12 protein-coding genes are annotated in these 12,668 nt (G+C 67.4%); 4 read left to right on the top strand and 8 right to left on the bottom strand.

Annotation, left to right across the window (positions count from 1 at the left end; all coding sequences use genetic code 11):
• Positions 1–166 precede the first annotated feature (166 nt).
• From N7367_RS09695 to dapB, 5 genes are all read right to left on the bottom strand, one after another.
• Positions 167–1,084: a phosphoglycerate mutase gene (locus N7367_RS09695; protein WP_279942265.1), complete on the bottom strand. Its 918-nt coding sequence runs from the start codon at positions 1,082–1,084 to the stop codon at positions 167–169.
• Between the two features lie 4 nt (positions 1,085–1,088).
• Positions 1,089–1,553, bottom strand: a complete 465-nt coding sequence (gene greA, locus N7367_RS09690) for a transcription elongation factor GreA (RefSeq protein ID WP_026347191.1) — start codon at positions 1,551–1,553, stop codon at positions 1,089–1,091.
• 8 nt (positions 1,554–1,561) lie between these two features.
• A complete protein-coding gene (gene carB, locus N7367_RS09685; protein ID WP_279942264.1) occupies positions 1,562–4,804 on the bottom strand; it encodes a carbamoyl-phosphate synthase large subunit in 3,243 nt (1,080 codons plus the stop codon).
• Between the two features lie 150 nt (positions 4,805–4,954).
• Positions 4,955–6,082 (bottom strand): glutamine-hydrolyzing carbamoyl-phosphate synthase small subunit, encoded by a 1,128-nt coding sequence (gene carA, locus N7367_RS09680; RefSeq protein ID WP_279942263.1) that lies wholly within the window; start codon positions 6,080–6,082, stop codon positions 4,955–4,957.
• Between the two features lie 326 nt (positions 6,083–6,408).
• On the bottom strand, positions 6,409–7,140 hold the full coding sequence (dapB, locus tag N7367_RS09675) for a 4-hydroxy-tetrahydrodipicolinate reductase (protein ID WP_128988716.1): 732 nt from the start codon (positions 7,138–7,140) through the stop codon (positions 6,409–6,411).
• A gap of 89 nt (positions 7,141–7,229) precedes the next feature.
• Here dapB and N7367_RS09670 point away from each other — a divergent pair, with 89 nt between their 5' ends.
• Positions 7,230–7,991, top strand: a complete 762-nt coding sequence (locus tag N7367_RS09670) for a 3-oxoacyl-ACP reductase (protein ID WP_279942262.1) — start codon at positions 7,230–7,232, stop codon at positions 7,989–7,991.
• A 42-nt stretch (positions 7,992–8,033) separates the two neighbouring features.
• On the opposite strand, the gene N7367_RS09665 is transcribed toward N7367_RS09670, so the two are convergent.
• Genes N7367_RS09665 through N7367_RS09655 form a run of 3 tightly spaced genes read right to left on the bottom strand, consistent with a single transcriptional unit; the run spans position 8,034 to position 10,401 of the window.
• The gene (locus N7367_RS09665; protein ID WP_197600519.1) at positions 8,034–8,288 is read right to left on the bottom strand and encodes a DUF6587 family protein; all 255 of its coding nucleotides are present in this window, start codon (positions 8,286–8,288) and stop codon (positions 8,034–8,036) included.
• Positions 8,288–10,150: a ferrous iron transport protein B gene (gene feoB / locus N7367_RS09660; protein WP_279942261.1), complete on the bottom strand. Its 1,863-nt coding sequence runs from the start codon at positions 10,148–10,150 to the stop codon at positions 8,288–8,290. Before feoB ends, N7367_RS09665 begins: the two co-directional genes overlap by 1 nt.
• On the bottom strand, positions 10,147–10,401 hold the full coding sequence (locus tag N7367_RS09655; RefSeq protein ID WP_053519514.1) for a FeoA family protein: 255 nt from the start codon (positions 10,399–10,401) through the stop codon (positions 10,147–10,149). The genes feoB and N7367_RS09655 overlap by 4 nt, the downstream gene beginning before the upstream one ends.
• 119 nt (positions 10,402–10,520) lie before the next feature.
• Between N7367_RS09655 and N7367_RS09650 the strand changes: the two genes are divergently transcribed.
• The 3 genes from N7367_RS09650 to N7367_RS09640 are packed head-to-tail and all read left to right on the top strand — an operon-like array spanning position 10,521 to position 12,603.
• Positions 10,521–11,309: an enoyl-CoA hydratase/isomerase family protein gene (locus tag N7367_RS09650; protein WP_053519513.1), complete on the top strand. Its 789-nt coding sequence runs from the start codon at positions 10,521–10,523 to the stop codon at positions 11,307–11,309.
• Positions 11,310–11,311: 2 nt separating this feature from the next.
• The gene (locus tag N7367_RS09645) at positions 11,312–11,713 is read left to right on the top strand and encodes a VOC family protein (protein ID WP_279942259.1); all 402 of its coding nucleotides are present in this window, start codon (positions 11,312–11,314) and stop codon (positions 11,711–11,713) included.
• Positions 11,710–12,603: a hydroxymethylglutaryl-CoA lyase gene (locus N7367_RS09640; RefSeq protein WP_279942258.1), complete on the top strand. Its 894-nt coding sequence runs from the start codon at positions 11,710–11,712 to the stop codon at positions 12,601–12,603. Before N7367_RS09645 ends, N7367_RS09640 begins: the two co-directional genes overlap by 4 nt.
• The last annotated feature ends 65 nt before the right edge of the window (positions 12,604–12,668 follow it).

Here is a 12,668-nt window from a genome sequence, read left to right as displayed (position 1 = left end):
CCGGTTACGAAAGACAGAGGGATGATACCGCGCGTGGGAGAGGCTGGCGGGATTGCGCCCGGCACCTGCGGTAGTGCCGGCCGCTGGCGGCAACCCCGGCAAACATCGGGGTCAGAGCCGTTCTCCGATGGAAAACGGACCCGACCCCGCTCGACCGAGGCCCCGCTCAATCGTGCAGCTGCCGCGGCTTCTTCCAGAACTGCCAGCGCTGGCCACGGTCGAGCTGGAACTGCAGGCCGTCCTCGAAATCGAGCACCAGCCGCTGCAGTTCGCCACGCTTCAACGCGGCCAGCAGCGGGCGGATCGCCTCGTTGCCCAACTGCTGCAGCGAACGCAGCTGGCGCAGGTCAACCAGCGCATCGACAGCCTGCTCACCATCCACCGCCACGCCAGCGGCCTGCGCCAGGCTCTGCAGCAGCGCATCGCGGCTGCGCACCTGCGCATGCACCGTGCTGACCGACACCGGCATCACGCCACCGCCCCAGAACCACAGCGAATTGATCGGCTGCTGGCCCTGCGCGGCGCGCTGCTGGTTCCAGGAGTGGTTGTGCAGCAGCACCTGCGCCTCGGTCATCAGCGCCCGCCAGCGGCGGCCGCCCTCGCCTTCCGGCAGGTGCGAGAACAGGTCATCGCCGAGCACCTCGTCGGGACCGTCGAACGCCGGCAGTGCGGTATCGATCGGCAGCCGCAGATACCAGCGCGACGGATCAGGCGCGTCGAGCACGAAGCCGGCCTCGGCGAACAACGGCTGCAGCACCGGCAGCAGGGCGAGGCTGTCTGCCAGGGTTGGTCGCAGGGTTTCGCCGTAGGCCATCATCCGTGCGCCATGCATGTCCGGCACCATGCAGGCCGGATCAGCCCGCAGCCAGCTGGCGCCGGCGGCGTCGCCGACGTCGCGCTGGCGGGTCAACGCGGCCACCGGCCAGTGCGGCGCGGCGACCGTGAAATGGCGCGTCAGCTGCGCCCGTTCACCCGGCTCGACCTGCACCGTAGTGGCACGGCCGAGTGCACGTGCCACATCGTCCGGCAGCGCAGCCGCGGCAAAGCGGCTGCGTGCGGGCAACAGCAGGGTCGCCGTCGCCACGTGCTCAGTCCACGTAGCTGACGCTGACGATCTCGTACTCGCGCTGGCCTGCCGGGGCGTCGATCACGATCGAATCGCCTTCCAGCTTGCCGATCATCGCGCGCGCCACCGGCGAGGAAATCGCGATCAACCCCAGCTTGATATCCGCTTCGAGGTCACCCACGATCTGGTACTTCTTCTCTTCGTCGGTTTCCACGTCGGCCAGGGTCACGCTGGCGCCGAACACCACCTTGGAGCCGGCATTGAGCTTGCTCACGTCGATGATCTCGGCGTGCGACAGCTCGCCTTCCAGCTGCTTGATGCGGCCTTCGATGAAGCCCTGTTCCTCGCGCGCGGCGTGGTACTCGGCATTCTCCTTCAGGTCGCCATGCTCACGCGCTTCGGCGATCGCGGCGATCACCTTCGGCCGCTTGACCGACTTCAGGTGATCCAGTTCGTCGCGCAGCTTCTGCGCGCCCTTCATCGTGATGGGGGCTCTCATGCATTCAACTCCTTGTGCAGCTCCTGCAGCGACCAGACGGGGCCGGTGCCGCGGAATTCCAGTGAATCCACCAGCGCCTTGGCGCCGGCAATGGTGGTCGAGTAGGTGACGCGGTGCTGCAGCGCCTCGCGACGGATCGAGAACGAGTCGTTAATCGCCGAGCGACCTTCGGTCGTGTTGACGATGTAGACGATCTCGCCGTTCTTGATCGAATCGACGATGTGCGGACGACCCTCGACCACCTTGTTGATGATCTCGCACTGCATGCCATGCTGCTGCAGCCAGGCGGCGGTGCCACGGGTGGCCACCAGGCTGTAGCCGCGCGCCAGCAGCGCCTTGGCGACCGGCAGCACGCGCTTCTTGTCCGGGTCGCGCACCGACACGAAGGCCTTGCCGATCGGCGGGGCCTTTATGCCGCCGGCTTCCTGCGCGCGTGCGAAGGCGGCGTTGAAGCTGCGACCGACGCCCATCACCTCGCCGGTGGACCGCATTTCCGGCCCGAGGATCGGATCGACGCCCTGGAACTTGGCGAACGGGAAGATCGCTTCCTTCACCGAGTAGTAGTCCGGCACGATCTCTTCGGTCGCGCCCTGCTCGGCCAGGGTCTTGCCGGCCATGCAGCGTGCGGCGATCTTGGCCAGCGGCATGCCGGTGGCCTTGGACACGAACGGCACCGTGCGCGAGGCACGCGGGTTCACTTCAAGCAGGTAGACGGTGTCGTCGCCCTCGTCGCTGGTCTGGATCGCGAACTGGGTGTTCATCAGGCCAACCACGTTCAGCGCCTTGGCCAGCTCCACCACCTGGCGACGCAGCTCGGCCTGGGTCTCGGCCGACAGCGAGTATGGTGGCAGCGAGCACGAGGAGTCGCCCGAGTGCACGCCGGCTTCTTCGATGTGCTCCATCACGCCACCGATCAGCACGTTGCCATCCTTGTCGGCGATGATGTCGACATCGCACTCGACAGCGTTGTCGAGGAAGCGATCCAGCAGCACCGGCGAATCGTTGGACACCTTCACCGCATCACGCACGTAGCGGGCCAGATCGGCTTCGCCGTACACGATCTCCATCGCACGGCCACCGAGCACGTAGCTCGGACGCACCACCAGCGGGTAGCCGATCTCGCGGGCCAGCAGCAGGGCTTCCTGGTCGTTGCGGGCGATACGGTTCGGCGGCTGCTTCAGGCCCAGCTTGTCCACCAGCTGCTGGAAACGCTCGCGGTCCTCGGCCAGGTCGATGGAGTCCGGGCTGGTACCGATCACCGGCACGCCATTGGCTTCCAGCGCGCGCGCCAGCTTCAGCGGCGTCTGCCCGCCGTACTGCACGATCACGCCCTTCGGCTGTTCCAGCTCGACGATCTCCAGCACGTCTTCCAGCGTCAGCGGCTCGAAGTACAGGCGGTCGGAGGTGTCGTAGTCGGTCGAGACGGTTTCCGGGTTGCAGTTGACCATGATGGTTTCATAACCATCCTCGCGCAGCGCCAGCGCCGCATGCACGCAGCAGTAGTCGAACTCGATGCCCTGGCCGATGCGGTTCGGACCGCCGCCAAGGATCATGATCTTGTCGCGGTTGCTCGGCGCGGCCTCGCATTCGTCCTCGTAGGTCGAATACAGGTAGGCGGTGCCGGTGGCGAACTCGGCAGCACAGGAGTCCACGCGCTTGTAGACCGGGCGCACCTTGTGGGCGCGACGCAGTGCGCGGATGGCCGCTTCGTTGGTGCCGGTCAGCTGGGCCAGGCGGGCGTCGGAGAAACCGGCACGCTTGAGCTTGCGCAGACGCGCAGCGTCGAGCGCGTCGATGCCGTCGGCAGCGACTTCACCTTCGGCAGCGATGATTTCCTCGATCTGATCCAGGAACCAGTGGTCGATGAACGACAGGGCGTAGATCTCTTCCACGCTCATGCCGGCGCGGAACGCGTCGGCCACGTAGAACAGGCGCTCCGGACCAGGCGCCTTCAGCTCGCGGCGCAGGGTCTGCAGGTCTTCCTCGTTGGCCAGGTCCAGCCCGGTCGGGTCGAAGCCGACCTTGCCGGTTTCCAGGCCACGCAGCGCCTTCTGTACCGATTCCTGGAAGGTGCGGCCCATCGCCATGACCTCGCCCACCGACTTCATCTGGGTGGTCAGGCGTGCATCGGCGGCCGGGAACTTCTCGAAGGCGAAGCGCGGGATCTTGGTGACCACGTAGTCGATGGACGGCTCGAACGACGCCGGGGTCAGGCCACCGGTGATCTCGTTCTTCAGTTCGTCCAGGGTGTAGCCCACGGCCAGCTTGGCGGCCACCTTCGCGATCGGGAAGCCGGTGGCCTTGGAGGCCAGCGCCGAGGAGCGCGACACGCGCGGATTCATCTCGATGACGACCACGCGGCCGGTCTTCGGGTTGATGCCGAACTGCACGTTGGAGCCGCCGGTATCGACGCCGATCTTGCGCAGCACGGCGATGGAGGCATCGCGCAGGCGCTGGTATTCCTTGTCGGTCAGGGTCTGCGCCGGGGCCACGGTGATCGAGTCACCGGTGTGCACGCCCATCGGATCGAGATTCTCGATCGAGCACACGATGATGCAGTTGTCGGCGGTGTCACGCACCACCTCCATCTCGAATTCCTTCCAGCCCAGCACCGACTCTTCCACCAGCACTTCGGTGGTCGGCGACAGTTCCAGGCCGCGGCTGACGATTTCCACCAGCTCTTCGCGGTTGTAGGCGATACCACCGCCACTGCCGCCCAGGGTGAAGCTCGGACGGATGATGGTCGGGTAGCCGACGCGGGTCTGGATCTCCAGCGCTTCGTCCAGCGTGTGAGCGACGGCGGCGGTCGGGCACTCCAGGCCGATCTCGCCCATCGCCACGCGGAACAGCTCGCGGTCTTCGGCCATGCGGATCGCTTCGCGCTTGGCACCGATCAGCTCGACGTTGTACTTCTCCAGCACGCCGTTGTCGGCCAGGTCCAGCGCGCAGTTCAGCGCGGTCTGTCCCCCCATGGTCGGCAGCAGCGCGTCGGGCTTCTCCTTGGCGATGATCTTCTCGACCGTCTGCCAGTTGATCGGCTCGATGTAGACGGCGTCGGCCATCTCCGGGTCGGTCATGATCGTGGCCGGGTTGCTGTTGACCAGCACCACGCGGTAACCCTCGTCGCGCAGGGCCTTGCAGGCCTGGGCGCCGGAGTAGTCGAACTCGCAGGCCTGGCCGATGACGATCGGGCCGGCACCGATGATGAGGATGGTCTTTAGGTCAGTGCGCTTGGGCATTTTCTTCTCTAAGTCAGTACAGCGTGACAAGGGGGAGTGATCGCACGCTGTCGATCAGGAGTCTCGATCCGCAGCGCCGCGCCGGGAGGCAGCAGCAATGCGGGGGCTTACGGTCCATCGCGGTGCCACCGGTCGCCGGTGGCCTGCGGATCACGCCTTGGCCTGTTCCATCAGGGTCACGAAACGGTCGAACAGCGGACCGACGTCGTGCGGGCCCGGCGACGCTTCCGGATGGCCCTGGAAGGAGAACGCCGGCACATCGGTGCGTGCGATGCCCTGGTTGGTGCCATCGAACAGCGACCGGTGGGTCACGCGCAACGTCGCCGGCAGGGTGGCTTCATCGACCGCGAAACCATGGTTCTGCGAGGTGATCATCACCCGGCCACTGTCCAGGTCCTGCACCGGATGGTTCGCACCATGGTGGCCATGGCCCATCTTGACGGTCTGCGCGCCCGAGGCCAGGCCCAGCAGCTGGTGGCCCAGGCAGATGCCGAAGGTCGGAATCTTCACGTCGATGAAGGTCTTGATCGCGGCGATCGCGTAATCGCACGGCTCCGGGTCACCCGGGCCATTGGACAGGAAGACACCGTCGGGCTTCAGCGCCAGCACTTCAGCCGCCGGGGTCTGCGCCGGCACCACGGTCACTTCGCAGCCGCGTTCGGCCAGCATGCGCAGGATGTTGGTCTTCACGCCGAAATCGTAGGCCACGACCTTGAAGCGCGACGGCACGCTGACGAAGGCGTTGGCATCCAGGTCCAGCTGGCCCTCGGTCCAGACATAGGTCTTCTCGGTAGTGACGACCTTGGCCAGATCCATGCCCTTCAGGCCCGGGAACTTGCGGGCAGCTTCCAGCGCCTTCTCAACATCGACGTCACCTGCCATCAGCGCACCGTTCTGGGCGCCGTTCTCGCGCAGGATGCGGGTGAGCTTGCGGGTATCGATGCCAGCGATGGCCACCACGCCACGCTGGATCAGCCAGTCCTGCAGCGACACCTGGCTGCGCCAGTTGCTGGGGCGGCGCGGCACATCGCGCACGATCAGGCCGGCCGACCACACCTTGGAGGCTTCGTCGTCCTGGTCGGTCATGCCGGTGTTGCCAATATGCGGATAGGTCAGCGTGACCATCTGCCGGGCGTAGGACGGATCGGTCAGCACTTCCTGGTAACCGGTCATGGCGGTGTTGAACACCACTTCACCGACGGACAGGCCGGGCGCGCCTACGGATTCGCCCTCGAATACGGTGCCGTCTTCGAGGACGAGGATTGCGGCTTGGGTCACGGAAATCTCACTTTGGCTACCGAGGGGGTGCCGAAGTCACGCCTGTGCTTCACGGAAATCCGGTTGCAAAAAAGCGCGGACGTGCGGTTCAGGACCGGTCCGGCTTTGGTGATTCGGCGAGTGCGAATTGTAGCGCTGCCGGAGCGCTCGCGCCAGCGGTTGAATCGTTTCATGAACAGGCGACTGCGTATTCATTTCAATACGCCCGCGTGTGCAAAGCGCGATGGCCGGGGTCGGATCCCTTTTCATGCGGGAAAAGGGCTCTGACAGCAATCGCGGCGAGGGGTCAGATCCCTTTCCGTGGGAAAGGGATCCGACCCCGTGAATCAGCCCGCCGGGGTGTCCAGCAGGTCGCGCACCCGGTAGCTCCCGGGCGCCCGCCCCTGCAGCTGGCGGGCGGCAAACAGCGCACCGCGGGCGAAGATGTCGCGGTTGGTCGCCCGGTGGACCAGTTCGATGCGCTCGCCCAGGCCGGTGAACTGCACCAGATGCTCACCCACGATATCGCCGGCCCGCAGGCTGGCGTACTGCGGATCCGCCCCACCCCGCTGCGCGGCTGCGCCCAGGGTCAGTGCCGTTCCCGAGGGCGCATCCTTCTTCTGCGTATGGTGCGATTCCACGATGTCGCAGTCCCAGCCCGACAGGGCCTGCGCAGCGCGCTCGACCAGCTCGTCCAGCACCGCGACACCGAGGCTGAAGTTCGAAGCCCACACCAGCGGAATGCGCGCCGCGGCGGCGTCCAGCGCTTGGCGCTGCGCACTGGAGATGCCGGTGGTACCCGATACCAGGCCTGCGCCGCGTTCAACGCACAGGGCCAGCATCGCATCGAAGCCTTCCGGCAGGCTGAAGTCGATGGCCACATCGAATGCCGGCGCCCCTGCCAGCTCGCTGGCGGCAAAGAACGGCACTCCGTCGACCACCCGCTGGGCCGGCGCGCGGCCGGTCACCGCCGCCACGATCTGCAGGGTTTCGGGATGATCGGCGGCCAGCCGCAGCAGGGCCTGGCCCATGCGCCCGGAAGCGCCGTGAATGAGCAATCGCAGGGGAGTCTGGTTCATGCCCCGCAGGCTAGCGGCAGCATGCCCGGTCCGGCAAGCATCATCGCTGCTACGCTGCAGGACTCTTCATGCAATGGACCGCATTTCCCATGCAGATCAGCGAACAGCTGGTACTGGTCACCGGCGCTGGCCGCAGCCTTGGCCAGCATATCGCCCGCGCATTCGCCGCGCAGGGTGCCCGGATCATCATCAACTATCACCGCAGCGAGGCGGCCGCACGTGCATTGGCGGTGGAGCTGGGCGGGCAGGCACTCGCGCTCCGCGCCGACGTCACCGACCGGGGCCAGATCGAGGCACTCCTGCAGCAGGCGCTGGCGCATTTCGGCCAGGGCGTGACCACTGTGGTCAACAATGCATTGGCCGACTTCTCCTTCAATGGTGATGCGCGCGACGGCGCTGCCGACATTGGCTGGCCGGCGTTCCAGGCGCAGTTCGAAGGCAGCGTGCGCGGCGCGCTCAACACCGTGCAGGCCACCCTGCCCGGCATGCAGGCGCGCGGCTTCGGCCGCATCATCAACATCGGCACCAATCTGTTCCAGAACCCGGTGGTGCCCTATCACGACTACACGGCCGCCAAAGCCGCCCTGCTTTCGCTGACCCGCACCCTGGCCGGCGACCTGGGGCCGCAGGGCATCACCGTCAACATGCTGTCCGGCGGCCTGCTGCGCAGCACCGATGCCAGCGCGGCGACACCGCAGGCGGTGTTCGATTACATCGCCGCCAACACGCCACTGCGCAGCGTGACCACGCCGGCCGAGTTCGCCGACGCCGCGCTGTTCTTCGCGAGCCCCTGGGCGCGCGCGGTCACCGGCCAGAATCTGGTGGTGGACGGTGGGCTGGTGCGGGATTGAGGCTTCGGCGAGCGCAGCAGCCCCCGCTCTCTCCCGCCATCGTCAGTGCTGCTTCGGCGGTGTCGGCCCGCAGCTGTCGCAGCCACCACAGGCACCGCCGCCGCCACTGACAGGGGGCGCGATCCTGCGGCCCAGCGCCTGCAGCCAGCCGGCGCGGCCGGGCTTGAGCAGCGCCAGTGCCAAGGCACCGCGCATCCTGCGCACGGTGCCGGGGAACTGCTTTTTCAGTACGACCCACGCGCTGACCAGCACGGCCAGCGCAACGATCAGGTACTGGAGCAGCAGTCCTGCGTCCATCAGCCGCCTCCCAGCGCCACGGTCACCTGGTAGGTGATCAGCGCTGCAACGTAGGCCGCTGCGAACAGGTAGAACGCCGCGAAACCCATCTTCTTCCACGAGTTGGTCTCACGCTTGATGGTGGCCAGCGTGGAGATGCACATCGGCGCATAGATGAACCACACCAGCAGCGACAGGCCCGTGGCCAGCGACCAGCCATCGGCCACCACCGGCGTGAGCGCCGAGATCGCCGCATCGTCGTCGGCCGCGGACAGCGCGTACACCGTCGCCAGCGAGGAAACCGCCACTTCACGCGCGGCCAGGCCCGGAATCAGTGCGATGCAGATCTGCCAGTTGAAACCTAGCGGGGCGAAAACCGCGGTCATCGCATGGCCGATGCGGCCGGCGTAGCTGTAATCGATGGCCGGCAGCGTGGCGTCGGCAGGCGCACCGGGGAACGACAGCAGGAACCACAGCAGCACGGTCAACGCCAGGATGATGCCGCCCACGCGCCGCAGGAAGATCATGCCGCGCTCATACAGGCCGACTGCCAGATCACGCGGATGCGGAATACGGTACGAGGGCAGCTCCAGCATCAGCGGATGCTCGCTCTTGTCGCGGCGCCACTTCTTCATGACCCACGACATCGCCAGCGCGCTGAGGATGCCGGCCACGTACAGTCCGAACAGCACCAGGCCCTGCTGGTTGAAGATGCCGACCTTGCCATCGGGAATGAAGGCGGCGATCAGCAGGGCATACACCGGCAGGCGGGCCGAACAGGTCATCAGCGGCGCCACCAGGATCGTCGCCAGCCGGTCGCGTGGATCCTGGATGCTGCGGGTGGCCATGATGCCCGGCACCGCGCAGGCGAAGCTGGACAGCAGCGGGATGAACGAACGCCCCGACAGGCCGGCCGCGGCCATCAGCCGATCGAGCAGGAACGCTGCACGTGGCAGGTAGCCGGACTCTTCCAGCGCGAGGATGAACGCGAACAGGATCAGGATCTGCGGCAGGAACACCACCACGCCTCCCAGGCCGGCGATGATGCCGTCGGTCAGCAGGCTGGTCAGCGGCCCCTCCGGCAGCGCGCCACCGACCACCTCGCCCAGCCAGCCGAAGCCGGCCTCGATGCCATCCATCAGCGGTGTCGCCCAGGCGAACACCGCCTGGAAGATCAGGAACATCACCACGACCAACGTCACCAGTCCGAACACCGGGTGCAGCAGCCAGCGGTCAAGCGTGTCGTCGATCTTCGCGGTGCGCGCCGGCATGCGCACGGCCACCGCCAGGATGTCGCGTACCCGGGCGTGGTAGTCGATGCCGTCCTCGGCCGGCGGCACCGGCGCATCCAGGTGCGGCACCATGCGGTCCAGGCGCTCGACCAGCGCACGCGCGCCCTGCTTGCGTACCGCCACGGTCTCGACCACCGGCACGCACAGCTCGCGCTCCAGCGCTGCCACGTCCAGTTGGATGCCACGGCGCTCGGCCGCATCCACCATGTTCAGCGCCACCACCATCGGTTTGCCCAACTCGCGCAGTTCCAGTGCGAAGCGCAGGTGCAGGCGCAGGTTGGTGGCATCGATCACGCACAACAGTACGTCCGGCGCGGCCTCGCCCGGATAGAAGCCGCGGCACAGGTCGCGGGTGATCGCCTCGTCCAGGCTCGCCGGGTGCAGGCTGTACGCACCCGGCAGGTCAAGCACGGCGAACTCGCGGCCGGAGGGTGCGCGCAGGCGTCCTTCCTTGCGCTCGACGGTCACGCCGGTGTAATTGGCGACCTTCTGCCGGCTGCCGGTCAGCTGGTTGAACAGGGCGGTCTTGCCGCTGTTCGGGTTACCGACCAGCGCGATGCGCAGGGGGGCGGCAGTGGCGGATGCGGTCATGCACGTCTTTCCTGGCTGGCAGCGTCGATCACGACGCGCTTGGCTTCACTGATACGCAGTGCGAAACGGGTGAACCCGACCTGCACCAGCAACGGCTCTCCCCCCAGTGGGCCCTTGGCCACCAGGCGGACCTCCTCGCCCTTGACGAAGCCCAGCTCGCGCAGGCGGCGGGCAATGGCATCGTTGGCATGCAGGTCCTGCACGGAGTCGACCACGGCCGAGGTATGCAGGGGCAGTTCGGACAGCGTCATCTAGCCTGTTCTCTGCTGGATGTAAATGGTTCTCGATTCTAACATTCCCGCGTCGCGTCATGGCCCATGACCAATGGCCCGCTATGATCCATACAGGTATGGAGTGACCCTGGAATCCCATGAACGATGCTTTGCAGATCGAGCGCAGTGGCGCCGTCCTCACCCTCTGGCTGAACCGGCCGGAGCTGCACAACGCCTTCGATGCCGGCCTGATCGCCCGGCTGACCGCCGCGCTGGAGGCGGCCGGGCGGGAAGACGCGGTGCGCGCGGTGGTGGTGGCCGGCCACGGCGCATCCTTCTCGGCCGGTGCCGACCTGCAGTGGATGCGGGGCATGGCCGCTGCCAGCGAGGCTGACAACCGCGAGGATTCGCTGGCCCTGGCGCGCCTGATGCGCACCCTGGACGAACTGCCCAAGCCGACCCTGGCCCGGGTCCACGGTGCCGCCTTCGGCGGGGGTGTCGGCCTGGTCGCCTGCTGCGACATCGCCATCGCCAGCACCAGCGCCCGGTTCGGCCTGACCGAAAGCCGCCTTGGCCTGCTGCCGGCCGTGATCTCACCGTACGTGATCGAGGCGATCGGGCCGCGTCAGGCCCGCCGCTGGTTCGCGACCGGCGAGCACTTCGACGCCGACACCGCGCTGCGCATCGGCCTGGTGCACCAGCTGGTGGAACCGGAGCGGCTGGACGAGGCGGTGCAGCGCCAGCTGGCCCTGCTCGACAAGGCCGGCCCGATCGCCTCAGCGTCGGCCAAGCGCCTGGTCCGGCAGGTCCGTGACAGCCATGACCGCGATGCGCTCGACCGCGACAATGCCGCCCTGATCGCGCGCCTGCGGGTCTCGGCCGAGGGTCAGGAAGGCCTGGGCGCCTTCCTCGACAAGCGCGCCCCCCATTGGGTCACGGAGGCCTGAACATGCTCGATCATCTTGGTTTGACCAGCGCCGACCTGGCGCGCAGCAGGGCGTTCTTCAGCCAGGCACTGGCCCCACTGCATATCGGCGTGGTGATGGAAGTCACCGCGGAGCAGACCGGCACCCATGACCAGGTCGGCTTCGGCCGCGATGGCAAGCCGTTCTTCTGGATCGGCAATGGCGGCAGCGTCAGCCATGGCGTGCACGTCGCCTTCGCCTGTACCGACCGCGCGCAGGTGGACGCGTTCCATGCCGCCGCCCTGGCCGCCGGAGGACGCGACAATGGCGCTCCCGGCGTGCGTCCCTGGTATCACCCGAACTACTACGCCGCCTTCGTGCTCGACCCGGACGGCAACAACATCGAGGCGGTCTGCCAGCGCCCCGCTGCGGAGACGGAGGCATGAGCGACTACGTCCGCATCGTCGAGGTCGGCCCGCGGGACGGCCTGCAGAACGAAAAGCAACCGGTCTCTACGGCCGACAAGATCGAGCTGATCAACCGCCTGTCGGCCACCGGCCTGCGCAGCATCGAAGCGACCAGTTTCGTCAGCCCGAAGTGGGTGCCGCAGCTGGCGGATGCCGCTGAGGTCTATGCCGGCATCCAGCGCCGGCCCGGCATCCACTATCCAGTGCTGGTACCGAATGAACAGGGCTACGAGCGGGCGCTCGCGGTCGGCGTGGAGGAAGTGGCGGTGTTCACGGCCGCCTCCGAGGCGTTCAACCGCACCAACACCAACGCCGGCATCGACGAGTCGCTGGCACGCTTCGAGCCGATCCTGCGCCGCGCCGCCGCCGATGGCGTACGGGTGCGCGGCTATGTCTCCACCGTGCTGGGGTGTCCCTACCAGGGCGAGGTCCCCCTGGCCGATGTGGTGCGGGTGGTGCGCGCCCTGCGCCAGATGGGCTGCTATGAGATCTCGCTGGGCGACACGATCGGCGTCGGCACGCCGCGCAAGGCGCGGGCGATGCTGCAGGCAGTCGCCGCGGAGATCCCGATGAGCGCGCTGGCCGTGCACTTCCATGACACCTACGGGCAGGCCATTGCCAACATCGCCACCTGCCTGGAAGAAGGCGTGCGCGTGGTCGACAGCGCCGTCTCCGGCGCGGGCGGCTGCCCTTACGCGAAGGGCGCCAGCGGCAACGTCGCCAGCGAGGACGTGGTCTATCTGCTGCAGGGCCTTGGCCTGGACAGCGGTGTGGACCTGCCGGCGCTGGCGGAAACCGGTCGTTGGCTGGCCGGCCTGCTCGGGCGTGCGACCGCCAGCCGCACCGGCCAGGCGCTCGCGGCCGTCTGATCCATCAGAGCGCGTCGCCCGGGCGCCGGGCGGCGCGGTGCACAACGGCAGCGGTCGTGGCTTCC

Source organism: Stenotrophomonas sp. GD04145 (genome assembly GCF_029835135.1).
GTDB classification, from domain to species: domain Bacteria; phylum Pseudomonadota; class Gammaproteobacteria; order Xanthomonadales; family Xanthomonadaceae; genus Stenotrophomonas; species Stenotrophomonas maltophilia_P.
Note: the sequence above shows the minus strand (reverse complement) of the source record. Positions and strands in the feature narration are given on the sequence as shown.